Annotated in this window: 15 protein-coding genes; 10 read left to right on the forward strand and 5 right to left on the reverse strand. The window is 71.0% G+C overall.

Features of this window, described 5'->3' with window-relative positions; all coding sequences use genetic code 11:
* Positions 1–70 precede the first annotated feature (70 nt).
* From ligA to SALPAC4_RS0115505, 6 genes are all read left to right on the forward strand, one after another.
* Positions 71–2,206, forward strand: a complete 2,136-nt coding sequence (ligA, locus tag SALPAC4_RS0115480) for an NAD-dependent DNA ligase LigA (RefSeq protein WP_019871101.1) — start codon at positions 71–73, stop codon at positions 2,204–2,206.
* Positions 2,207–2,350: 144 nt separating this feature from the next.
* Entirely contained in the window at positions 2,351–4,768 is a 2,418-nt protein-coding gene (locus SALPAC4_RS0115485; RefSeq protein WP_019871102.1) for a putative bifunctional diguanylate cyclase/phosphodiesterase, read from the forward strand.
* A gap of 154 nt (positions 4,769–4,922) precedes the next feature.
* Positions 4,923–5,228, forward strand: a complete 306-nt coding sequence (gene gatC, locus SALPAC4_RS0115490) for an Asp-tRNA(Asn)/Glu-tRNA(Gln) amidotransferase subunit GatC (RefSeq protein WP_018220804.1) — start codon at positions 4,923–4,925, stop codon at positions 5,226–5,228.
* Positions 5,225–6,700 carry an Asp-tRNA(Asn)/Glu-tRNA(Gln) amidotransferase subunit GatA gene (gatA, locus tag SALPAC4_RS0115495; protein WP_018743028.1) on the forward strand — a complete coding sequence of 492 codons (1,476 nt, stop codon included), beginning with the start codon at positions 5,225–5,227 and terminating at the stop codon, positions 6,698–6,700. Before gatC ends, gatA begins: the two co-directional genes overlap by 4 nt.
* 13 nt (positions 6,701–6,713) lie before the next feature.
* Positions 6,714–8,213 (forward strand): Asp-tRNA(Asn)/Glu-tRNA(Gln) amidotransferase subunit GatB, encoded by a 1,500-nt coding sequence (gene gatB / locus SALPAC4_RS0115500; protein ID WP_019871103.1) that lies wholly within the window; start codon positions 6,714–6,716, stop codon positions 8,211–8,213.
* Positions 8,214–8,330: 117 nt separating this feature from the next.
* The gene (locus SALPAC4_RS0115505) at positions 8,331–10,688 is read left to right on the forward strand and encodes a transketolase-like TK C-terminal-containing protein (protein WP_027644449.1); all 2,358 of its coding nucleotides are present in this window, start codon (positions 8,331–8,333) and stop codon (positions 10,686–10,688) included.
* 35 nt (positions 10,689–10,723) lie between these two features.
* On the opposite strand, the gene SALPAC4_RS0115510 is transcribed toward SALPAC4_RS0115505, so the two are convergent.
* Both SALPAC4_RS0115510 and SALPAC4_RS0115515 read right to left on the reverse strand, forming a co-directional pair.
* Positions 10,724–12,304 carry a metallophosphoesterase gene (locus SALPAC4_RS0115510; RefSeq protein ID WP_019871105.1) on the reverse strand — a complete coding sequence of 527 codons (1,581 nt, stop codon included), beginning with the start codon at positions 12,302–12,304 and terminating at the stop codon, positions 10,724–10,726.
* A gap of 173 nt (positions 12,305–12,477) precedes the next feature.
* Entirely contained in the window at positions 12,478–13,647 is a 1,170-nt protein-coding gene (locus SALPAC4_RS0115515) for a PQQ-dependent sugar dehydrogenase (protein WP_019871106.1), read from the reverse strand.
* 80 nt (positions 13,648–13,727) lie between these two features.
* Here SALPAC4_RS0115515 and SALPAC4_RS0115520 point away from each other — a divergent pair, with 80 nt between their 5' ends.
* Complete coding sequence (locus SALPAC4_RS0115520; RefSeq protein ID WP_019871107.1) at positions 13,728–14,645, forward strand: 2-hydroxyacid dehydrogenase; 918 nt, start codon at positions 13,728–13,730, stop codon at positions 14,643–14,645.
* Here the strand turns inward: SALPAC4_RS0115520 and SALPAC4_RS0115525 are convergent.
* From SALPAC4_RS0115525 to ilvD, 3 genes are all read right to left on the reverse strand, one after another.
* Positions 14,639–15,028, reverse strand: a complete 390-nt coding sequence (locus SALPAC4_RS0115525; protein WP_018736002.1) for a PH domain-containing protein — start codon at positions 15,026–15,028, stop codon at positions 14,639–14,641. The genes SALPAC4_RS0115520 and SALPAC4_RS0115525 overlap by 7 nt on opposite strands.
* 146 nt (positions 15,029–15,174) lie before the next feature.
* Positions 15,175–16,575 carry a right-handed parallel beta-helix repeat-containing protein gene (locus SALPAC4_RS0115530; RefSeq protein ID WP_019871108.1) on the reverse strand — a complete coding sequence of 467 codons (1,401 nt, stop codon included), beginning with the start codon at positions 16,573–16,575 and terminating at the stop codon, positions 15,175–15,177.
* An 876-nt stretch (positions 16,576–17,451) separates the two neighbouring features.
* Positions 17,452–19,299 carry a dihydroxy-acid dehydratase gene (gene ilvD, locus SALPAC4_RS0115535; RefSeq protein WP_027644448.1) on the reverse strand — a complete coding sequence of 616 codons (1,848 nt, stop codon included), beginning with the start codon at positions 19,297–19,299 and terminating at the stop codon, positions 17,452–17,454.
* Between the two features lie 109 nt (positions 19,300–19,408).
* Between ilvD and SALPAC4_RS0115540 the strand changes: the two genes are divergently transcribed.
* The 3 genes from SALPAC4_RS0115540 (at position 19,409) to ilvN (ending at position 24,432) form a co-directional block, all read left to right on the forward strand.
* Positions 19,409–21,628 carry a putative bifunctional diguanylate cyclase/phosphodiesterase gene (locus SALPAC4_RS0115540; protein WP_020113515.1) on the forward strand — a complete coding sequence of 740 codons (2,220 nt, stop codon included), beginning with the start codon at positions 19,409–19,411 and terminating at the stop codon, positions 21,626–21,628.
* 343 nt (positions 21,629–21,971) lie between these two features.
* On the forward strand, positions 21,972–23,855 hold the full coding sequence (locus SALPAC4_RS0115545; protein ID WP_019871111.1) for an acetolactate synthase large subunit: 1,884 nt from the start codon (positions 21,972–21,974) through the stop codon (positions 23,853–23,855).
* Positions 23,856–23,916: 61 nt separating this feature from the next.
* Entirely contained in the window at positions 23,917–24,432 is a 516-nt protein-coding gene (gene ilvN / locus SALPAC4_RS0115550; RefSeq protein WP_018218878.1) for an acetolactate synthase small subunit, read from the forward strand.
* The last annotated feature ends 7 nt before the right edge of the window (positions 24,433–24,439 follow it).

A 24,439-nucleotide genomic window follows, 5' to 3' on the forward strand; every position in this document is an offset into this window, starting at 1 on the left:
GTGACCGGCGTAATGTCCCACCGCCCCGATACGGTTCCCGGGGTAGTGGGAAGAATGGGAGGTCAGGGCGATGTCCGAGGATGCCATCGGCCAGCAGGTTCCTGCGGAGCAGGAGGCGGCGGCCGGCGCGGAGCCGACCTCAGCGGCGCGCGAGCGGCATGCGACGCTCAGCCGGGAGCTGACCGAGCACCAATACCGCTACTACGTGCTCGACGCGCCGACCATCTCCGACGCGGCCTTTGACGAGCAGCTGCGGGAGCTGGCGGCGCTGGAGGCGGAGTTCCCGGCCCTGCGCACGCCGGACTCGCCGACGCAACGGGTGGGGGGCGCCTTCTCCACCGATTTCACCCCGGTGGCGCACGCCGAGCGGATGATGTCGCTCGACAACGCCTTCTCCGACGAGGAGCTGGCGGCCTGGGCCGAGCGGGTCGAGCGGGATGCCGGTGGTCCGGTTCCCTACCTCTGCGAGCTGAAGGTGGACGGCCTCGCGATCAATCTGACCTACGAGCAGGGGCGCCTGGTCCGGGCGGCCACCCGCGGGGATGGCCGCACCGGCGAGGACGTGACGGCGAATGTCCGCAGTATCAGGGATGTGCCGGGGGAGCTGACGCCGTCCGCCGAGTTTCCGGAGCTTCCCGCTCTCCTCGAGGTCCGCGGTGAGATCTACTTTCCGGTCGCCGGCTTCGCGGATCTGAACGCCGGGCTGGTCGAGCAGGGGCGGGCGCCCTTCGCCAACCCGCGTAACGCGGCCGCCGGCAGCCTGCGGCAGAAGGATCCACGGGTCACCGCGTCCCGGCCGCTGCGGCTGGTCGTGCACGGCTTCGGGGCCCGCCGGGGCTGGGCGCCGAGCACCCAGTCCGAGTCGTACGCGGCGTTGCGGGCCTGGGGCCTGCCCACCAGCGATCGGTGGCGGGTGGTGCCGGGGCTGGCCGGTGTCGCGGAGTACATCGCGTACTACGCCGCGCACCGGCACGACGTCGAGCACGAGATTGATGGCGTGGTGGTGAAGGTTGACCCGGTGGCGATTCAGGGCCGGTTGGGTTCGACCAGCCGGGCGCCGCGTTGGGCGATCGCCTTCAAGTACCCGCCGGAGGAGGTCAACACCCGGCTGCTCGACATCGACGTGAACGTCGGGCGCACCGGCCGGGTCACTCCCTTCGCGGTCCTGGAGCCGGTCCGGGTGGCCGGGTCGACGGTGGCGCTGGCCACCCTGCACAACGCCCGCGAGGTGGAGCGCAAGGGAGTGCTGATCGGCGACACGGTGGTGATCCGCAAGGCCGGGGACGTGATCCCCGAGGTGCTCGGCCCGGTGGTCGAGCTGCGCCCACCGCAGGCTCGGCCGTTCGTGATGCCGAGTAGGTGCCCGTGCTGCGACACTCCGCTGGCTCCGGCGAAGGAGGGCGACATCGACATCCGTTGCCCCAACACGCGTAGCTGTCCGGCCCAGCTTCGGGAGCGGGTCTTCCACCTCGCTGGGCGGGGGGCCTTCGACATCGAGGTCTTGGGCTACAAGGGGGCCGCCGCGTTGCTCGACGCCCAGATCATCACCGACGAGGGCGATCTGTTCACCCTCGACGCCGCGCAGTTGGCGCAGTCCCCGTTCTTCGTCAACAAGGACGGCAGCCTCGGCAGTAACGCGGTCAAGCTGCTGGAGAACCTGACCGTGGCCAAGGAGCGCGAGCTCTGGCGGGTGCTGGTGGCGCTCTCCATCCGGCACGTCGGTCCCACCGCGGCGCAGGCCCTGGCCCGGCACTTCCGCTCGGTCGAGGCGATTGACCAGGCCGGGGAGGAGGAGTTGTCGGCGGTTGACGGAGTCGGGCCGACCATCGCGGCGAGCGTTCGGGAGTGGTTCGCCGTGGGTTGGCACCGCGAGGTGGTGCGCAAGTGGGCCGAGGCCGGAGTGCGGATGGCGGAGGAGGCCGTCGAGCAGGGGCCGCGCCCGCTGGAGGGGGTGACCGTGGTGGTGACCGGGACCCTCGCCGGCTTTTCCCGGGATCAGGCGGCCGAGGCGATCAAGTCGCGCGGCGGCAAGGTCACCGGCTCGGTCTCGAAGAAGACGGCCTTCGTGGTGGTCGGTGACAACCCTGGGACAAAGGCGGAGAAGGCGGCGAGCCTGAAGGTGCCGGTGCTGGACGAGGAGGGCTTCCAGGCGTTGCTCGACGCCGGCCCCGAGGCTGCTCAGGCGGTGGCCCGGATCGAGGGCTGACCGGCAGGAGTGGGCGCGTATACCAACTTAATTACGACTACGACCGATTCGTGACTGTCGTACGGGGAATTCTGGCTCCTGGGGCGTTTCATGGGGGACACGGCGTACGCATGGGTGCGCCGACCCTGACCCGCGGGAGGTGTGATGGCGACGGCCGACCCGCGCAACTTCGTCCCACCGGGACGGAGCGCGCCGTTCTTCGCCTTCGTGGCGGTGGTCCTCGCCGTGGCCACGCTGACGTCGGCGGGTTCCTTGCTGGCCCTTCCCGACCAGGTGTTCCGGCTGCCCGCGGCGTTCTGGACCATGGCGGTGCTGGCGGTCGCCGGGGACGCCCGCCCGTTCGTCCCGCCGGGCCGGCGGCAGTCATCGGCGGTGTTCGCGTCCACCTGCTTCACCTTCGCCATCCTGCTCGGCTGGGGGCTGGGCCCGGCGGTCGCCGTGCAGGCGGTGGCGGTCGTGGTGTCCGGGGTCCGAATGGGGCACGCCAGCTGGCGAATCGCCTTCAACGCCGGCCAGTGCGCCTGTGCCCTCGCCGCCGCCCACGTTCTGATCGGCCTCGGCCCGGGCGACCTCTTCGGCGGCGGGCAGCTGAGCTGGACCGACGTGGCCGCGATCAGCGGCGCGATGCTCGCCTGGTTCGTGGTCAACCACGGGCTGGTCAACTCGGCGGTGTGGCTGCGCTTCGGGGCGCGTTGGCGGCAGGGGGTGGGTTTCGAGCTGCTCTCCACCGGGTCGCTGCTGCTGCTTGCGCCGGTGGTGGTCACCGCGGCCCAGGCGAGTGCGGCGCTGGTCCCGCTGGTGTTGGCGCCGCTGTTCGCGGTCTACCAGATGGCCCGGCTCAGCAGTGAGCAGCAGCAGCTGGCCGCCCTCGACCCGCTCACCGGCCTGGCCAACCGGAAGGCGCTGGTGGCCGAGGTCGGCGAGCAACTCCACCGGCACGCGGAGCGGGCGGCGGATGGTGCGGCGCCGGCCCGCCTGGCGCTGCTGCTGCTCGATCTGGACCGGTTCAAGCACGTCAACGACGCGCTTGGGCACGCTGTCGGCGATCGCCTGCTGGTCGAGGTGAGCGCCCGGCTGACCGAGGTCGCCGGCGGGGATCTGGTGGCCCGGCTCGGCGGGGACGAGTTCGCCATCGTGCTGACCGGGCTGACCGATGTCGCCGAGGCACGCGATCGGGCCGACCGGGTGGTGGCCGCGTTGGCCGAGCCGGTCACCCTGGACGGGCTGCCGCTGGATGTCGGCGGGTCGATCGGGGTCGCGCTCTTCCCCGACCACGGCGAGGACTTCACCACCCTGATGCGCCACGCCGACGTGGCGATGTACGACGCGAAGCAGCGCAACGACACGGTCGCCGTCTACGTGGCCGAGTCCGACCACAACACGGCCGAGCGACTTGGTCTCCTCGCCGACCTGCGTCGGGTTCTCGCCTCCGGTCTGCTCCCGGAGGCGGAAGGCGGCGGGGCGGACCCGGGGCGCAACGGTTCGGCGTTCCCGGTGCTCGGCGGTGACGGCGCGGTATTGCCCCGCACCGGCGGGCCGAACCCGGGCCGGTGGTCGTGGTGGGGCCGACGGCAGCGCGTACACCTGCTCCACTCCGACGAGCTGATCCAGCGGATCGTCACCGCGGCCGACCCGATTCGCCGCCGTACCACCGTTGGCCCGGCCGGTCCGCCCGCCCCCGCTGGGACTGTTGATCCGCTCGCCGCGGCCACCGACGGAGCCGGGGGGCCGCCGCCTCGGGTAGCGGTGGCGCGTGCCAGCGGGCTGGCTGACCCGGGCGGTGCGGGTGAGATCACCATGTACTACCAGCCGCAGGTCGCCATCGCGACCGGGGAGGTGGTCGGGGTCGAGGCGCTGCTGCGCTGGCGCCACCCCCGGCGCGGGATGGTCGACCCGGAGGAGTTGATCCGGGTGGCCGAGCAGAGCGCGGTGATGCGCCTGCTCACCTTCCGGGTCATTGACGACGTGGTGACACAGCTGGCGCGGTGGCAGGCGGCGGGGGTGGTCCTCCGGGCCGCCCTGAACGTCAGCGTCCGGGACCTGCACACCGGGGAGATCGCCGACCGGATCGCAGAGCGGCTCGCCCGACACGGTGTACCGCCGCAGCGCCTTCAGTTGGAGATCACCGAGGGGGCGCTGATGGCCGACCCGCGGCGGGTGCTCGCCACCATCACCCGGCTGCACCGGCTCGGCGTGGGGATCGCCCTGGACGACTTCGGCACCGGCTTCTCCTCCCTGCAACACCTGCGGCGGCTACCGCTGTCCGAGGTGAAGGTGGACCGCTCCTTCGTGCTCGGGATGACCGAGGACGCCGACGACGCGGCGATCGTTACCTCGGTGGTCGAGTTGGCCCGGGCGCTCGGGCTACGGGCGGTGGCCGAGGGGGTGGAGGACGAGCGGACCTGGCGGATGCTGCACGCGATTGGCTGCGACGCCGCACAGGGCTGGTTCTATGCCCGGCCGATGCCGGCGGAGGAGCTTGTCGCCTGGCTGGCCCGGCATCGTCCGGTCCGCCCAACGGCGGCCCCGGAGGCCGCCGTCCGGCAGCACCCGGCCCGTTGACCCCCAACCCACCTGCCGGCCTCGCGGCCGAGGGGGGAGTCGAGGCAGCGGCGCCGGGAGGGAGCAATAGACTCGCTGCGGTCACCGCGGGTAGCGCAGCACCGCCCGCGGTGGGCGCGGACAGATCAGCAGGACAGCCACGAAGGGGGCACCGATGGCCGCCATCTCCCGCGAGGAGGTCGCGCACCTGGCGCGACTGTCGCGGCTCGCCGTGACCGAGGAGGAGCTGGCTACCCTCGCCGGCCAACTCGACGTGATCCTCCAGGCAGTCGCCCAGGTCGGTGAGGTCACCGCGGCGGACATCCCGCCGACGTCGCACTCCGTGCCGCTGACCAACGTGCTGCGCGACGACGTGGTGGCGTCGTGCCTGACGCCCCAGGAGGCGCTGTCGGGCGCGCCCGACGCCGCTGAGCAGCGGTTCCGCGTACCGCGGATTCTGGACGAGGATGTGGCTTCATGACCGACCTGACCAGTTTCTCCGCCGCCGAACTCGCCGGCCTGGTGGCGCGGGGCGAGTCCTCGGCGGTCGAGGTCACCCAGGCGCACCTGGACCGGATCTCCGCCGTTGACGACCGGGTGCACGCCTTCCTGCACGTCGACACGGAGGGTGCCCTCGACGCGGCCCGCGACGTGGATTCGCGCCGCGCCGCCGGCGAGCCGCTCGGCCCGCTGGCCGGTGTGCCGGTGGCGGTCAAGGATGTGCTCACCACGAAGGGCGTACCGACCACGGCCGGGTCGAAGATCCTGGCCGACTGGCGCCCGCCCTACGACTCCACGATCGTGCGCCGGCTGCGGGCGGCCGGCACAGTGATGTTGGGCAAGACCAACATGGACGAGTTCGCGATGGGCTCCTCCACCGAGTACTCGGCCTTCGGGCCGACCCACAATCCGTGGGACCTGAGCCGGATCCCGGGCGGCTCCGGCGGCGGCAGCTCGGCCGCCCTGGCCGCGTACGAGACACCGCTGTCGATCGGGTCGGACACCGGCGGCTCGATCCGTCAGCCTGGGGCGGTCACCGGCACCGTCGGCGTCAAGCCCACCTACGGGGGGACCTCCCGGTACGGCCTGGTGGCCTTTTCGTCCTCGCTGGACACCCCCGGCCCCTGCGCCCGTACGGTGCTGGACGCCGCGCTACTGCACGAGGCGATCGGTGGCCACGACCCGCTCGACTCGACCTCGATCCCCGCGCCGGTGCCGGACGTGGTGGCCGCCGCCCGGCTCGGTGCCAGCGGCGACCTGACCGGGGTTCGGCTGGGCGTGGTCCGGGAGTTCGCCGGGGAGGGAGCCGAGCCGGGCGTGCTGGCGGCCTTCCGGGCTGCGGTGGAGACGCTCACCAAACTGGGTGCCGAGGTCGTGGAGGTCTCCTGCCCGCACTTCCAGTACGCGCTGCCGGCCTACTACCTGATCGCCCCGAGCGAGTGCTCGTCGAACCTGGCTCGCTTCGACGGTGTCCGGTTCGGTCTGCGGGTCGGTGACGACGGCACCCGGTCGCTCGAGGAGGTCATGTCGGCGACCCGGGAGGCCGGTTTCGGCCCGGAGGTCAAGCGCCGGGTCATGCTCGGCACGTATGCCCTCTCGTCGGGCTACTACGACGCGTACTACGGTCAGGCGCAGAAGGTGCGCACCCTGATCAGCCGGGACTTCACCACCGCCTTCGACCAGGTCGACGCCCTGATCTCGCCGACGACGCCGTTCGTCGCGTTCCCGGTCGGAGCGCGCACCGCCGACCCGTACCAGATGTACCTGGCCGACCTGTTCACCATTCCGAGCAACCTGTATGGCGGGCCGGGCATCTCGGTGCCCTGTGGCCTCGCCGACGGGCTCCCGGTCGGCCTGCAGGTCATGGCACCGACGATGGCTGACGATCGGATGTACCGGGTCGCGGCCGCGCTGGAGAGCGCCGTCGGCCCGTTCACCCCACCGGCACTGTGAGGCAGGAGCACCGATGACGACGACACTGCCCGCGTACGACGAGGTCGTCGCGCGCTACGAACCGGTGATCGGCCTGGAGACCCACGTCGAGCTGGGCACGAACACCAAGATGTTCTGTGGCTGCCCGACCGACTTCGGCGGGGCGCCGAACACCCGGGTCTGCCCGGTCTGCCTGGGGCTGCCCGGCTCGCTTCCGGTGGCCAACCGGGCGGCCGTGGAGGCGACCATCCGGATCGGGCTCGCGCTGAACTGCTCGATCGCGCAGTGGTGCCGGTTTGCCCGGAAGAACTACTACTACCCGGACATGCCGAAGAACTACCAGATCAGCCAGTACGACGAGCCGCTCTGCGTGGACGGCTACCTGGATGTCGAGGTGAACGGCGAGCCGGTGCGGATCAGCATCGAGCGGGTGCACATGGAGGAGGACACCGGCAAGACCCTGCACGTGGGCGGGGCCACCGGCCGCATCCACGGTGCGACCGAGTCGCTGGTCGACTACAACCGGGCCGGTATCCCGCTGGTCGAGATCGTCACCAAGCCGATCCCCGGCGCTGGCGCGATGGCGCCGGAGGTGGCCCGGGCGTACGTCACCGAGCTGCGCGACGTCCTCCGCTCGCTCGGCGTCTCCGACGTACGGATGGAGGAGGGGTCGCTGCGTTGCGACGTCAACACCTCCCTCAACCTTCCGGGTGAGCAGTGGGGCACCCGTACCGAGACGAAGAACGTCAACTCGCTGCGGTCGGTGGAGCGCGCGGTGCGCTCCGAGATCATCCGGCAGGCGTCGGTGCTTACCGCGGGCGGCCGGATCACCCAGGAGACCCGGCACTTCCACGAGGACACCGGGGACACCACCTCCGGCCGTTCCAAGGAGACCGCGACCGACTACCGGTACTTCCCGGAGCCGGACCTGGTGCCGGTCGCGCCGGACCCGACCTGGGTGGCCGAGTTGAAGGCCGCCCTGCCGGAGTTGCCGCGGGTACACCGGCGTCGGCTCCAGCAGGAGTGGGGCCTGTCCGACCTGGACATGCAGTCGATCCTGAACGCTGGTGCGGTCGAGCTGATCGAGGCGACCATCGCGGCGGGCGCCACCCCGACCGCCGCCCGCAAGTGGTGGCTGGGCGAGCTGTCCCGCCGGGCCAACGAGACCGGGGTGGAGCTGGCCGACATTGGTGCCACTCCGAAGCAGGTCGCCGAGTTGCAGGGCCTGGTCGACGCCGGCAAGCTCACCGACAAGCTGGCCCGTACGGTGCTGGAGCACGTGGTCGCGGGCGAGGGCTCGCCGGCCAAGATCATGGCTGACCGCAAGCTGGAGGTGGTCTCCGACACCGGCGCGCTGACCGCGGCGGTGGACGAGGCGATCAGCGCCAACCCCGCCATCGCCGACAAGGTCCGCGGCGGCAAGGTGGCCGCGGCCGGTGCCCTGGTCGGCGCGGTTATGAAGACCACCCGTGGCCAGGCTGACGCCAAGACCGTGCGTGAGCTGATCCTGGAGCGCCTCGGCGTCCAGGGCTGACGTGCGAGAAGGGCCCGCCGGCTGGTTGCCGGCGGGCCCTTTCTGCCCACCCCTCGGCGGGCCCTTCCTGCCCACCCCTCGGAGGGCGCCAACGGCGGCGCCCGGATGGAGTCCCCCGTGAACCAGCACGACCTTGCTGTCCTCGACGAGATCCAACGCCGGGTGCTGTGGCTCGCCACCCGGATCGTGGACGCGGCCAACCACGACCGGGACACCGGCGACGGCGTGAAGGTCGGCGGGCACCAGGCGTCCAGCGCATCGCTGGTCACCGCGATGACGGCGCTGTGGTTCGCGCACCTCGACGCCGAGGACCGGGTCGCGGTGAAGCCGCACGCCTCCCCGGTGTTCCACGCCATCCAGTACCTGCTCGGCAACCTGGACCGGTCGTACCTGACCCGGCTGCGTGCCCGCGGTGGTCTCCAGTCGTACCCGTCCCGGACGAAGGACCCGGACGAGGTCGACTTCTCCACCGGTTCGGTGGGCCTGGGCGCGGCGGCGCCGCTCTTCGCGGCGGTTACCCGCCGCTACGTGGACGCGCACTTCGGTGCCCGTCCCCGGTCCCGGTTCGTCGCCCTCATCGGCGACGCCGAGCTGGACGAGGGCAACATCTGGGAGGCGGTCGCCGACCCGGCCACCACCGGGCTGGGCAACGTGATGTGGCTGGTCGACTTCAACCGCCAGTCGCTGGATCGGGTCGTACCGGGCATCCGGATCGACCAGTGGCGGGGCCAGTTCGAGGCGGCGGGCTGGCACGTCGTGGAGGTCAAGTACGGTCGCCGGCTCGCTGCCGCGTACGCCCGTCCGGGTGGGACGGCGTTGCGGGACTGGATCGACCGGATGCCGAACGAGCAGTACCAGTCGCTCTTCGGCCTCGCCGGGCCGCTGCTGCGCAAGCAGTTCCTCGACGGCGCACCGGCGGGAGTCGCGGAGTTCATCGCCGACATCCCCGACGACGAGCTGGGCCCGCTCGTCACCGACCTCGGCGGGCACGACCTGGCGGCGATGCTGGAGGCCTACGCCCAGTGCGACGCGGTCATCGACCGGCCCAGCGTGGTCTTCGCGTACACGGTGAAGGGCTGGGGACTGCCGATCGCCGGCAACCCGCGGAACCACTCGGCGCTGCTCACCACGGCGCAGGTGGACGAGTTGCGGGCCGCGCACGGCCACACCCGGGACACCGAGTGGGACCGCCTCGACCCGGCGTCGCCGGCCGGTGTCCGGGCCGGGGAACGCCGGGAGACGCTGTCCCGGGCACCACGCACGCGGGCACTGGGCGTCAGCGTCCCGGAGACGACCCGGGTACGCGCGAACAAGCCGGTCTCCACCCAGGAGGTCTTCGGTCGGGTCCTGGTCGACCTGTCCCGTGACCCGCAGGTCGGGCGTTACCTCGTGACCACCGCCCCGGACGTGGCCACCTCGACGAACCTGGCCGGGTTCATCAACCGGGCCGGGGTGTTCGCGCCCACCTCGCAGCGCGCGTGGTCCGAGGACCGGATGCTGCGCTGGACGGAGAGCCCGGCCGGCCAGCACATCGAGCTGGGTATCTCGGAGATGAACCTGTTCCTGCTGCTCGGCCAGCTCGGCCTGGCCTGGGACCACTCCGGGCAGCCGCTGCTGCCGGTCGGGACCGTCTACGACCCGTTCGTACTGCGGGGCCTGGACGCCTTCCTCCACGGCACCTACTCCGGCGCCCGGTTCGTGGTCGCGGGCACCCCCTCGGGAGTCACCCTGGCGCCGGAGGGGGGCGCACACCAGTCGACGCTCACCGCCAGCGTCGGTTTGGAGCTGCCCGGGGTCACCTTCGTCGAGCCTGCCTACGCGACCACCCTGGACTGGCTGCTCTGTGACGCGTTGGGGCAGATCGCCGGGGGTACGGCGCCGGCCGCGACCGCCGCACCCGGGGAGGACGGCGGTTACTACTTCCGACTCAGTACCCGCCCGGTTGACCAGGCTCCGTTCGCGGCTGCCCGGAGCCGGATCGGCGACGCGGTGCTGCGTCGGCAGGTGCTCGCCGGCGCCTACCGGCTGGTTGACGCCCACCAGGCGTACCCGCAGCTCGCCGACGCCCCGGTCGTGCAGCTCGCCGCCTCCGGTGCGGTCCTGCCCGAGGTGCTCGCCGCCGCGGCCGAGCTGGCCGAGGAGGGGATCGCCGCGCACGTCGTGGATGTCACCAGCCTGGACCGCCTCTACCGGGCCTGGCAGCGCACCCTGCGCCAGGGGGTCCGCACCGCCACCGTGCCGAGCGTTCCGGGCGCGCTCCGGTCGGCCTTCGTCGACCGGGTGCCGGTGGTCACCGTGCACGACGCGGCGTCGCACGCGATGGCGTGGCTCGGCTCGGCGGTCGGCGCCCCGGCGGTGCCCCTTGGCGTGGACGAGTTCGGTCAGTCCGGCAGCGTCGCCGAGCTGTACGAGCTCCACGACCTGCTGCCGGGCAGCATCGTGAACGCCGCCCTCGCCGCGCTCTCCCTGCGCTGACCGATCGCTGACCGCCGGCCCCTCCGGCGGGCCGGTCAGCGGGTCGGAGTGGGGGTGACCGGGGCGGGGGCCCCGGCCTTCGGGTCCTCCACGATGTGCCGTTCGAGGTTCACCTGGGCTTGGCCGGTGCCGCCGACAGTGATGTCGTCGTACGCCTGGAGCAGCTTCTCCTCGTCGAAATAGAGGACGGTCATCGACAGCGGGGTGGGCTCCTCGCCCTCCAGACCGCGCAGGCCGGCGCCACCGGTCGAGCCCTGCACCATCAGCAGGGTGGGGGTTTGGTCCGGCTGTTGGGGCAGCCGGTACACCTCGCGGTTGTGGGTGTGTCCGGCGAGTACCAGCGGGGTGGTGCCGGAGAGGGGGCCCGCCGAGGCGGGGTCGTGCACCAGCGCCAGGTCCACCGGCCGTGGTGCGCTACGAGCGGTGGCCGCCAACTGGTCACCGACGCCGATGAGCTGGTCGGCTGTCTCCCCGGTCAGGTTGCTGCCCGCCGGTGAGGTGCTCTTGTCCGGCGTGAAGCGCGGGTCCCCGATGCCGGCGAAGGTCAGCCCGGCGACGACGGCGGTCGTGTTGTCCAACACGATGGCGTTGCGCTGCTGGGCGACCGCTGCGGTCGTACCCCCCGAGTCGTGGTTGCCGCGGATGTAGACGTAGGGCTTGCGGAGGAGGCCGATCGAGTCGACGTAGTTCGCCTCCGGTTCGCTGCCCCAGTCGGTGATGTCACCGGTGTCGACCACGACGTCGATCCCGAACTGCTCCACCACGGTCTGGATGACCTGCCAGGCGGCCGGGTTCAGGTGCAGGTCGGAGATGTGCAGCACCCGCGTGGTTCCGGGCTGCGGCTCGAAGACCGGCAGCTCCGAGACGGTGGTGTAGAGCTGGCTGACATTGCCGACCAGGCGCTGGAGTTGCTCGGCGTAGCGGGTGTAGTCGTTGGCGATCCGACGGGCGTCACCGACGAGTGCCGGCGCGTTGACCAGCAGCCCCTCGTAGCGGGGCTCTTCGATCGACTGCGGGCGCAGGGTGGCCGCCGCGGTGCCCAGGCTGCCGGTGACGATCACGAGCGCGAGCGCTCCCGCCCAGGCCGTACGGCGGGTGTCGCGGAACACCAGGAGGGCCAGCAGCAGGGTGACCAGCACCGTCGCGGCGACGGTACGGACACCGAGGCGCAGGATGCCCTCGCGGACGTCGTCCACGGCGGTCTGGCTGGCCCGGTCGAGGCTCTCCGGGTCGTGCAGCAGCGCCTCGGTGCGGTCCTGGTCGAGAGCGCCGAACTGTACGGTCAGCTTGGTCGGGCCGTCGTGGCTGTCGAGCAGCAGCGCGCCGAGCGGCGGTATGTCGATGGTGGTGCCGCCGTGCAGCGTCGGGGTTACCGTCAGATCCGCCTGAAACGGCCCGACCTCGGTGCTGACCCGGCCGCCGGCCAGGGTGCCGATCAACACCCCGGCCACGGTTATGGCGAGCACGGCCAGGGTCATCCCGACGGCGCGCAGCACCCGCCGGTGGGTCGAACGGCCGTCGGTTGGCCGGTGCCGCAGCCGGAACCGTCGGCTCCAGCCCGTCCCTGGCGGCTGGCCGCCTCGGCTGTCCTGCTGCTCGTTCTCCTGACCGTCCATGCTGAAATTCTGACTCGCCCAGTCGAAAGGCTCGGGAAATCTGGGCCGGGTGTTGCCCGTTGCCGGATTTATCTGACCTAGCGACCAGCGTTATCTGACCTCGCTGTCGGATTTGTCCGGCTTCGTCGTCGGCTCAACGCGACGGAGCGGTGAACTTTGTCCCGCTCTCGCGGTCAGCTTCGTCCGGCTTCGCCGTCCGCGAACACCAGGCGCAGGAGGCGATCGTCCTCCGCCACCGGAGCTCCGCGCCCGTCGTGGTTCGAGGTGCTCACCCAGAGCGAGCCGTCCGGTGCCGCGGCCACTGCCCGCAACCGGCCGTACCGGTTGGTGAGCAGGTCACGCGGTTGGCCGAGGAGCGTTCCGGTGGCGGTCAACTCGATTAGCCAGACTCGCTGTCCGCGGAGGCAGGCCGTCGCGAGGAACTGCTCGGTCCGAGCCAGCCCAGAACAGGAGGCGTCCGCTGGCGGCCACCAGACGATCGGGTCGACGTATCGGCTGTCGTCGGAGCGACCCTCGACCTCCGGCCAGCCGTAGTTGCCTCCCCGCTCGATCTCGTTGATCTCATCCCAGGTGTTCTGGCCGAACTCGACGGCGTACATCCGACCATCGGCGGCCCAGGTGAAGCCCTGCACGTTGCGGTGGCCCAGCGACCAGACGGGCGAGTCGGGGAAGGGGTTGTCCGGTGCGGGCTCGCCCTCGGTGGTGATCCGCAAGATCTTTCCACCGATCCGGTTGCCATCCTGCGCCTGCTCCCGGTCGCCGGCGTCGCCGGTGCTGGCGTAGAGCTGCCCGTCCGGGCCGAAGGCGAGGCCACCGCCGTTGTGGGTGCGCGCCTTCGGGATGCCGGTCAGGATCGGGTGCGGCGGCTCCCCGAGGGTGAGCCGGGCGATGCGGTTGTCCTGTTCGGCGGTGTAGTAGACGAAGACCGTCTGGTCCCGCTGGTAGTCCGGGGAGACGGCGATCCCCATCAGCCCGCCCTCACCACCCGCCGTCACCTCGGGGAGGGTCTGGACCACGGTCACCCGCAGTCCGTCGGCGTCGGACTCGGGCCCGACCTGGAGGATTCGGCCGGAGTCCCGCTCGGTCACCAGCGCGCCCCCGTCGGGGAGGAAGGCGATGCCCCACGGGACCCGTAGGCCCTTCGCCAACACGGTGGCAACCACCTCCGGCCCGGTGCTCCCCAGGCCGGTGCTGGTCGGGGTGGGGAAAGTGGGGGGTTCGCCGGCCGGGTCGGGCCCGGGCTCGCCAAAGCTGCAGCCGGTGGTGATCAGTAGCGCCACGCACGACGCCGCGAGGGTAGCCCGAAAGCGGCGGGTGCGCAGGTGCGCGGGACGGGCGCTCACCGGGACCAGGGTAGCGGCCGGTGGGCCGGTGTGGGCCCCGGAAAAGGACGGGCCGGCCCGAGGCTCTATCGTCGGCGGGTGTGAAGGTGTGGATCCCCCATGAGCACGGCACGTCCCTCCTCGGTGACCTGCCGGCGGGTGTCACGGTGGAGGTGGCGGAGCCGGGCCGGCTCCCGTCCCCGGTGACCGACGTCCGGTTCTGGGTCCCACCGTTCCTGGCCGAGGCGGAGACCGCCGGCCTGTTGCGGGAGCTGCCAGATCTGGAAGTGGTGCAGCTGTTGACCGCCGGTGCGGACGCGTGGGCCGGCCGGATGCCGCCGGGCGTGACGCTCTGTGATGCGCGGGGAGTGCACGACCAAGCCACCTCGGAGTGGGTCGTCGCCGCGATCCTGGCGCACCTGCGCTCCTTTCCCGCGCTGGTCCGGGCGCAGAGCCGTCGGGAGTGGGCATACCGCGAGGTGGCACCAACCAACGAACTGGCCGGCAAGCGGGTGCTGATCGTCGGCGCCGGCTCGATCGGCACGGCGCTCCAGGCACGCCTCGCCCCATTCGAGGTGGGCCTCACCCTGGTGGCCCGAACCGCGCGGTCCGGCGTGCACGCCGTCGCGGAACTGCCCCGGCTGCTGCCGGAGGCGGATGTGGTGGTGCTGCTGGTGCCGTTGACCGAGCAGACCCGCGGGCTGGTTGACGAGGGCTTTCTCGCGGCGATGCGCGGCGGTGCCCTGTTGGTCAACGCGGCGCGGGGGCCGGTGGCGCAGACCGAGGCGCTCGTCGCCGAGCTGGGCACCGGCCGGATATCGGCCGTACTGGACGTCACCGACCCGGAGCCGCTGCCCGCCGACAATCCGTTGTGGGCGATGCCGAACGTGCTGCTCACCCCGCATGTCGCGGGCTCGGTTCAGGGCCTGCTCCCGCGGGCGTACGAGCTGGTGGGCGAGCAGGTTCGCCGCTTCGCCGCGGGCGAGTCGCCGACCAACGTGGTGGCGGAGGGCTACTGAGTCGACAGGCCGGCCGGGTCGGGTGCGGGCCGCTCGGTGACCGCGACGAGCCGGGGCAGGTCGTCCCGGCGGACGGCGGGCAGCGTGACCGCCCGGCCGTCGGTGAGCCGAGCGACCGCCCGGCCAGCTGGGTCCGCGCCCAACTCGACGATCTGGTCCCAGCGGATGCGGTACTGGCCGGCGAGCGCCCGTAGGCACAGCCCCTGTGCGGTGACGTCGGTGCCGGCTCGCCAGGCCCATCCGCCGAGGAGGAGCGGCACGAGGAGCACCGGCAACAGGTACCACCGGGCGGCGGCCAGGGGGAGGGCGCCGAGGAAGGCGACCACCGCGGCTACCAGCAGGGCCTGGTTGTGCCGGAATCGGAGGGTGTCGGAGCTGCTCACCCTGTGATGATCCCACCTGTTCCCCAGCGGTGTCAGGACGGGGCGGTCCCGTGCGCCGCGGTGGTGGCACGGTTGCGCACCGCCCAGAGTGCGGGGCTCCGACCCGCCGCAGAGGCGACGGGTCGGAGCCCCGTGTGGGTGCCGGTTCAGGCTGGGCAGTCGGGAACGTTGCCGACGCAGTTGTTGGGCCGGTTCTTGATGACGACGGTGCCGGTGGCGGTGTTCAGGTCAACCGTCCCACCGTCGTTGACGATGCCGCCGCCGTCGACCGTGGCGATGTTCTTCACCACCTGCGTGTTGAACAGCGTCACCATGCCCCCGGAGTTGTAGATGCCGCCGCCCTCCTCGGCCTGGTTGCCGATGACCTTCGTGTTGCGCATCACCAGCACGCTGAAGTTGTACACGCCGCCGCCGAAGCTCGAGAGGGCGGTGTTGTCTTGGATAAGGCCATCCTCGACCACAGCGGTGGAGTCGGGGCCGACGAAGAGGCCACCGGCAAACCCGGAGGAAGCGGTGTTGTTGGTGATCTTCACCCGCTTCAGGGTGAGCTGTCCGTCAACCTGGATCCCGGCAAAATTGCTCGAGCGGTTACCGGTGATCGTGCTGTCGACGACTGTGCCGATCCCGTCGTTGAGGATCAGCAGGCCGCCGGCTCCCCCGGAGTTGTTGTCGGCGATCAGGCTGTGCCGGATCGTCACGACGGCGGAGGAACCGATGCTCAACACACCGCCCACGGCGCCTGCGGTATTTGCCTTCACCGCTGCTTTCTCCAGAGTCACCCGCCCCCCGGAGTTGGCGATACCGCCCCCGGTGGCGATGGCGGTATTACGACTCACGGTGGTGTGTCGCACGGTGGTGACGCCGGCGCTGTAAATGCCGCCGCCGTCTCCGTTGGCGATATTGCGGGTGATGGTGCTGTGGTTGGTGGTGAGCGCCCCGCCGGTGTTGACGAGGATTGCGCCGCCGTCGGTATCGGCGTATCCGCCGGTGATGGTGAGGTGGTTGAGGGTGAGGTCGCCGCCGACGTCGACGGTGAGGATTCTGAACTGTTCGACGGCGGCGGCGCGTTCGATGATGGTGTGCTTGCCGCCGTTGAGGGTGATGGGGGTGGTGATGGCGGGGAGGCCACTACCGTCGAGGTTGGCGGTGAGTAGGTAGGTGCACTTGCTGGCGAGGTCGAGGGTGGCGCCGCCGCGGGCGTTGGCGAGGGTGATCGCGGCGATTAGCTTGTCCGTGTCGCAGGGGACCGGGATGCCCTTCGATTCCTTGCCCCTGCCGTCGTGGGCGCTTCTGTCGCCCTTGGCTCGCTCGTCGTGGTAGTCACCTCCGGTGGAGGGGGTGCCCCGATGTCCCCCGGGCCGGTCGTCGCTACTGCTGATGGCGCGTCCGACCGCATCCCCGATCGGGGTGACGGTGATGCCGGCGGCGGTGAGGGCCAAGCCGGTCACCCCGGCCAGCCCGGCGGCCCACCAGCGCCGCCGTGACCTCGCCCGGTGCCCGCCTGGGCGGTCCGGTTCGGGTGTCTGGATGTGTTCCTGCTGGTTCATCGCGGTGTCGGTGTCCTTCCCCCGTGAACGACGAGGAGCCATCACCCCGGTGGTAGCTGACCCGGGTGGGTTCCTCGGCTACCGAGCGGGCGGTAGCAGCCACCCCGGACGCTAAACCGACAAACAGGGCAATAGAACATGAACCCGAAAAACATGCCCAAAACAGACAAAGCTCCACAACGTTGGGAAGGGTGGCTGATGCCGGCGGTGCGCCGGGGTGGTCGCTGTCGTCCCCCGGGGCAGTCGACCGCCCCGGTCGGTCCGGTCGGTCTCGTCCTGGGTTGGTCGACGCGGCGGGCGCGACCCGCCCGGCGCGGGCCTTGAAGGAGGCCTCGGACTGTTGGCATCGAACGCGGCACGGGGTGTGACTTTAAGTTTGCGGCCGCGTGCGGTGCGAAACCATTCGAGAAAGGGGCGTTACGTAAAGTGTTCGATCGACTGCCGAGTGGTTCAGCTTAAGGTTAATTAAGGTAATTCTAGGACGTTTCTATAGGTAGATTTATGTGAATGTCGGCCAGTGGGCGGTAGAGTTAACTATCGGTGCGGCGGATGCGATTTCCGGCCTTTCCGCCGCGGCATTGCCGACCGGCAGACGAGGAGGACGACGTGACGATTCAGAAGGTCGTAAGACTGGTCGCTGTTGTTGTAATCGCCGTGACGGGGTTCGCGAATCCAACCGATCCAGGGGCTGAGCGGCAAGACAAGACCTCCGCCACCAACGGTGAAGCGCGGGTCCCGCTCGCCGAACCGTGCCCATGTCCGTAAGGGTGTCCGGGCCGACAACCAGGTCCGCCCCGTCCGCCCGGTAGGCGGAGGGTCGGCTGACGTTCCCGGGCCCTCGGGGGGCGGTCCGCGAGGCCGCGCCCCGAATTCCGGCTACTCGGGGACGCGGCGGTAGGCGCCGTCGCTGGCGGAGGTCGCCATGACGGCGTACGCGCGCAGCGCCGCCGAGACGGGGCGCTGCCGCTCCGCCGGCGTGTACGGCCGGTCTCGTTTCTCCTGCGCGACCCGGCGGGCGTCCAACACCTCGGCCGGTACGGTGAGCTCGATTGTTCGGTTCGGGATGTCGATGACGACCTCGTCGCCCGATTCGACCAGGGCGATCAGCCCGCCGGCGGCCGCCTCCGGGGAGACGTGGCCGACCGACAACCCGGAGGTGCCGCCGGAGAACCGGCCGTCGGTGAGCAGCGCGCAGGCCCGCCCCAGCCCCCGCCCCTTGAGGAACGAGGTGGGGTAGAGCATCTCCTGCATGCCGGGCCCGCCCCGGGGGCCCTCGTAGCGGATGACCACCACGTCCCCCGCGGTGACCTCCTTGGCCAGGATGGCGGTGACCGCGTCGTCCTGGGACTCGTAGACCTTGGCCGGGCCGCGGAAGGTCAGGCACTCCTCGGGCACCCCGGCGGTCTTCACCACGCAGCCCTCCGGTGCCAGGTTGCCGTGCAGGATCGCCAGTCCCCCGTCCGCGGTGTACGCGTGGGCCCGGTCCCGGATGCACCCGTTGATCGCATCGGTATCCAACGTGGACCAGCGGTTGGTGGTGGAGAACGGCTCGGTGGTGCGTACCCCGCCCGGCGCGGCGTGGAACAGCTCGATCGCCTTCGGTGTCGCGGCGCCGCCGCGAATGTCCCAGTCGGCGAGCCAGTGCTCAAGCGAGGGGGAGTGCACCGCGTGGACCTCCCGGTTGAGGAGACCGGCCCGGTCCAGCTCGCCGAGGATGGCCGGGATTCCGCCCGCCCGGTGAACGTCCTCCATGTGGTAGTTGGGGGAGTTCGGTGCGACCTTGGCCAGGCAGGGCACCCGCCGGGAGATGGCGTCGATGTCCAGCACCCCAAACTCCAGCTCGGCCTCGCGGGCGGCGGCGAGCAGGTGCAGGATGGTGTTCGTCGAACCACCCATCGCGACGTCGAGGGCGACCGCGTTGTCGAAGGCGGCACGGTTGGCGACCGCGCGGGGCAGCACCGTGGCGTCGTCCCCGTCGTACCAGCGCTTGGCGATCTCGACGACGGTACGGCCGGCCTCGACGAAGAGTGACCGGCGGGCGGCGTGGGTCGCGAGCGTCGACCCGTTGCCGGGCAGCGCCAGGCCGATCGCCTCGGTGAGGCAGTTCATCGAGTTGGCGGTGAACATCCCGGAGCAGGAGCCACAGGTGGGGCAGGCCGAGCGTTCGATCTCGTCGAGCTGGTCGTCGGTGACTGCCTCGTTCGATGCGGCGATCATCGCGTCGATCAGGTCGATCTTGGAGTGCACGACTCCTTCGATCGCGACTGTCTTCCCGGCCTCCATCGGACCACCAGAGACGAAGACGGTCGGGATGTTCAGCCGCAGGGCGGCCAGCAGCATCCCGGGAGTGATCTTGTCGCAGTTGGAGATGCAGACCAGGGCGTCGGCGCAGTGCGCGTTGACCATGTACTCCACGGCGTCGGCGATCAACTCCCGGCTGGGCAGCGAGTAGAGCATGCCGCCGTGGCCCATCGCGATGCCGTCGTCCACGGCGATGGTGTTGAACTCCCGGCCCACCCCGCCCGCCTCGGCTACCGCGTCGGCCACCAGGCCACCGAGCTCCTTGAGGTGGACATGACCCGGTACGAACTGGGTGAAGCTGTTGGCGATGGCGACGATCGGTTTGCCGAAGTCGTCGTCGGTCATCCCGGTGGCCCGCCACAGGGCTCGGGCGCCGGCCATCGTCCGACCGTGGGTGGAGGTCCTCGACCGCAGCTCAGGCATGCGTACCAGTCTTGCACCGTCTCGGTTCGGTCGGCACCCGCGCGGGACGTGTCCCAACAGATGCACACCCGGCCCCCCGCTCCGGGCGTGGATCCGGCAGAGTTGGGCTGTGCTGACACCCCCGGGCCAGCTTCGCACCGCCGTGCTGAGTGGGCTCATCCACAAGCCGGCCGTCACCCGGGTGGTGGGCGCTGCCCGTCGGTTATCGGCTGGGCAGCCCGAGCCGAACCCCTCGGCCGGCTGGGCCGAGCTGGTCGCCCTGGCCACGGTGACCAGCGGGCTGCTCTTCGGGGCCGGGCTGCTCCGGCTGCCGGGCATGGCCCCCAGCATCGGGGTCGCCACCCGGCTGTCGTTGGATGGGTTGATCATCGCCACCGCGCTCTGGTTCGTGGGCTGGGTGCTCCTCGCTGAGCCGACCCGCCTGCTCGGATCGGCCCCGGTGGTCGGTGTGCCGATCCTGCTCGCCACAGTCAGCGCGGCGCTGATCGTGGGCCTCGCCACCGTCGTGGTGTTCCGGGTCTCGTCTCCACGACGGCGGCTCGCCGCGCTCGCCAGCGGTTCCGCCGCGACGACCCTCGGTGGGCTCGGTATCGCCACCGGGCTGTCCCGGGCGGAGTTGGGGTTGGCGCTCGGTGGCGCGACGGTGGCCGTGGCCGGCCTGCTGACCGTGGCGCTGGTGCTTCGCGGGTTCGATCGCCCCTGCGAGTCGGACATCGACCCGACCCGGCGCGAGGGTGAGCATGCGGTCCTGCCGATCTTGGTGATGGCGGGTGCGGCGACGTACCACTTCCTCCAGGACGGCCGCTTCGACCCGAGCGGCGTGGCCGCCATCAGCGTCGCGGGCTTCGTGCTGGTTGCCCGGCAGTCCCTGACCCTGCATGATGTCCGCCGGTACGCCCGCCGGCTGGTCGAGAGGGAGGCGCACTTCCGGGAGTTGGCCCACACCGACGCCCTGACCGGCCTGGCGAACCGGCGGGGACTGCTGCGGGCCCTGCACCGCTGCGCGGAGCGGGGCACCCAGTGCGACCTGCTCCTGCTCGACCTGGATGGGTTCAAGAACGTCAACGATGTGCGCGGTCACGACGCGGGGGACGCCGTCCTGGCCGAGGTGGGCCGGCGGCTACGCGGCCCCCTGCGCCCCGGCGATCTGGCGGCCCGGCTCGGCGGGGACGAGTTCGCTGTCCTGCTGCCCGGCCCGCCGGCCGCCACCGACCCGATCGGGGAGCGGCTGCTCGGGGCGTTGGCGGCCGCGTACGAGCTGCCCGAGGGGCCGGTCTTCCTCTCGGCGAGTATCGGCATCGCCGGTTGGGCCCGCCGACCCGATGTCGAGCTGCTGCTGCGCCACGCCGACCTGGCCCTGCGCTACGCCAAGCAGCGCGGCAAGAATCGGATCGAGCGGTACGACGTCGCCTACGACCGGCTGCTGAGCCGGCGGACCACGCTGGAGCACGAGCTGCGGGGCGCAATCGAACGCGACGAGCTACGGCTGGTGTTCCAGCCGGTGGCGTCGCTGCCGTCGGTACGTCCGGTCGGCGCCGAGGCCCTGCTCCGGTGGCGCCATCCGGAGTTGGGTGCGGTCCGGCCGGACGAGTTCATTCCGCTCGCCGAGGAGTGCGGCATGATTGCCAAGCTGGGGGCGTGGGTGCTGGACCAGGCCTGCTACCAGCTCTCCCGTTGGCTCGCCGACGGGCACGACGTCTGGGTGTCGGTCAACGTCTCGCCTCGAGAGCTACACGCCCCGGCCTACGTCGGTCAGGTCGCCGAGGCGCTGCGCGTACACCGGGTTCCGCCGCAGCGCCTGGTGCTGGAGGTCACCGAGCATGCCGTCGCCACGGACCTGGATGAGCTGATTCGGCGGTTGACCGCGTTGCGTCGTACCGGGGTTCGGATCGCGTTGGACGATTTCGGCGCCGGCTACTCCTCCCTCGGCCAGCTTCGTCGGCTGCCGCTCGACATCCTCAAGATCGACCACAGTCTTGTCGCCGGGCATGAGCCGGTTCGTCCGGTTGACGCCGACGGCCCGGCGTTCGCCCCGATGGTCGACATCGTCATGCGCCTGGGGCATCAGTTGGGCCTCGGGGTTATCGCCGAGGGTGTGACGACGCCGGCGGAGTTGGCCGAAGTGGTCGCCGCAGGCTGCCACTTTGGTCAGGGCGCCCTCCTCGGCTGGGGGGTGCCGGCCGAGCACCTGGAGGCGATGTTGGAGGCCGCCACCTCGTCGCACGCCCCGCCGATCGCCAGTTCGGTGCCGCCCGTGCCGGCTTCCGGTCCACCGCCGCCCCGGCGGCTGCCGCCCCTGCCCGTGCCCGGGCAGCCGGTGCCGGAGTAGCCCGGGCCGGAGCGGGACCGGCTGCCCGGGCACGGGTCGGAGCTGGATGGGTCGGAGCGGGACTGCGTTGGGGGTGTCAGAGTGTCTCGGGCGAAAGATTCGGCAGATCCGTTAACCAAAATGTGGGACTGGTTGACTCATTGCTTGAGAGGCGTCATGCTGGTCCGCATGTCGTCGTACCGGTCGCTGCGAGTACTTACCTGAGCGCACTCTCCCACTGAGAGTGCGCTGGCCCCGTGCATCCCGCACGTGGGCTTTTTTGTTGCCGTCAGATCCGCCGGGCGCTCCGCCGGCGTTCCACCGCAGAACCCACCGCACCCTCCAGCCGAAGGCCTGAACCGCCATGACGAGACCCACACCCGAGACCCTCGCCAACTCCGCCCGGCGGGCCCGCGCGGCCGTTGAGGCGCCCCGCGACGTTGACCGGCCCCGCCCGGCGGCCACGCCGACCGTCCCGGCGGTACGCACCCCCGTCCCCGCCCCCGCCCAGGTCTCCGGTGCCGGCTCCCTCGTGCGATCCCTCGAAGCGCTTGGCGTCGAGGTCATCTTCGGTATTCCCGGTGGCGCGATCCTGCCCGCGTACGACCCCTTGTACGACTCCACGGTCCGGCACATCCTGGTCCGGCACGAGCAGGGCGCCGGGCACGCGGCCACCGGGTACGCGCAGGCGACCGGGCGGGTCGGCGTCTGCGTCGCCACCTCCGGGCCCGGTGCGACCAACCTGGTGACGCCGATCGCCGACGCCTACATGGATTCGGTGCCGCTGGTGGCGATCACCGGCCAGGTCGCCCGGCCGTCGATCGGGACGGATGCCTTCCAGGAGGCGGACATCCAGGGCATCACGCTACCGATCACCAAGCACAACTTCCTGGTCCAGAGCGCCGAGGAGTTGCCCCGGGTGCTCGCTGAGGCGTTCCACCTCGCCGCGACCGGCCGCCCGGGCCCGGTTCTGGTCGACATCCCCAAGGATGTCCTCCAGGCATCGACCGTTTTCGCCTGGCCGCCGACACTCGACCTGCCCGGCTATCGGCCGACGCTGCATCCGCATGGAAAGCAGATTCGGGAGGCGGCGCGGCTGATGGCCATCGCCCGCCGCCCGGTGCTCTACGTCGGTGGCGGGGTGCTCAAGGCCGGCGCGACCGACGGGCTGCGCCAGCTCGCCGAGCTGACCGGGATTCCGGTGGTCACCACTCTGATGGCGCTCGGGGCGTTCCCCGACTCACACCCGCAGCACCTGGGCATGCCCGGTATGCATGGGACGGTCGCCGCGGTCTACGGGCTGCAGAAGGCGGATCTGATCATCGCGCTGGGGGCGAGATTCGACGACCGGGTGACCGGCCAGCTGGACTCGTTCGCTCCCGACGCGGCCGTGGTGCACGCCGACATCGACCCGGCCGAGATCGGCAAGAATCGGCACGCGGACGTGCCGATCGTGGGGGATGCCCGGCACGTCATCGACGAACTGGTCGGCGCGGTCACCGTCGAGCAGTCGGCCGGTCACCGGCCTGACCTCGACGACTGGTGGTCCCAGCTGCAGGAGCTGCGCAAGCGCTACCCGCTGGGGTACGACGATCCGGCCGACGGCACGCTCTCTCCGCAGTACGTGCTCCGCCGGCTCGGCGAGATTGTCGGCCCGGAGGCGGTGTACGTGGCGGGCGTGGGCCAGCACCAGATGTGGGCTTCCCAGTTCATTTCGTATGAGAAGCCACGTACCTGGTTGAATTCTGGCGGCCTCGGCACCATGGGGTACGCGGTGCCGGCCGCGATGGGGGCCAAGGTTGGTCGGCCGGAGACGGTGGTCTGGGGGATTGACGGCGACGGCTGCTTCCAGATGACCAGCCAGGAGCTGGCGACCTGTGCGCTGGAGGGTATTCCGGTCAAGATAGCTGTGATCAACAACGGCAATCTCGGCATGGTGCGGCAGTGGCAGGCCCTCTTCTACGGGGAGCGCTACTCCAACACCGAACTCGGTACCCACAAGCATCGCATTCCGGACTTCGTCAAGCTCGCCGAGGCGCTCGGCTGCGTCGGGCTGCGCTGTGAGACAGCGGAGGACGTCGACCGGACGATCGCGACCGCGATGTCCATCAACGACGCCCCCGTGGTCATCGACTTCGTGGTCGGCAAGGACGCCATGGTGTGGCCGATGGTCGCCGCCGGCACCAGCAACGACGAGATCATGTTCGCCCGCGGTGTCCGGCCGGTCTTCGACGAGGACGAGGTGTAGTCATGGCCCACCACACCGGGCGCCGTGGGGGTCGGGAGAACCAGACGAGGAAGGCACCACTGTGACCATGCATACGCTCTCCGTACTCGTGGAGAACAAGCCCGGCGTCCTGGCCCGGGTCTCCGGGCTCTTCTCCCGGCGCGGCTTCAACATCGGCAGTCTGGCCGTCGGGGAGACCGAGAATCCGGACGTCTCCCGGATCACCATCGTGGTCAACGCCGACTCCTCTCCGCTGGAGCAGGTCACCAAGCAGCTCAACAAGCTGGTGAACATAATCAAGATCGTTGAGCTGGACCCCCAGGTGTCGGTGGCCCGGGAGCTGCTGCTGGTGAAGGTCCGCGCGGACCGCAGCGCCCGCGGGCAAGTGCTGGAGACGGTGAACCTGTTCCGCGCCCGGGTCGTTGACGTCGCCCCGGAAACGCTGACCGTCGAAGCGACCGGCACCCCGGACAAGCTGGCCGCCCTGCTCCGGGACCTCGAGGCCTTCGGCATCAAGGAGATGGTGCAGTCCGGCACGGTCGCCATCGGCCGCGGGTCCCGCTCCATCACCGCCGGCCCGGCGCTTCGGGCCGCCTGATCCGTAC

The sequence above is a fragment of the Salinispora oceanensis genome, assembly GCF_000383575.1.
Classification (GTDB): Bacteria; Actinomycetota; Actinomycetes; order Mycobacteriales; family Micromonosporaceae; genus Micromonospora; species Micromonospora oceanensis.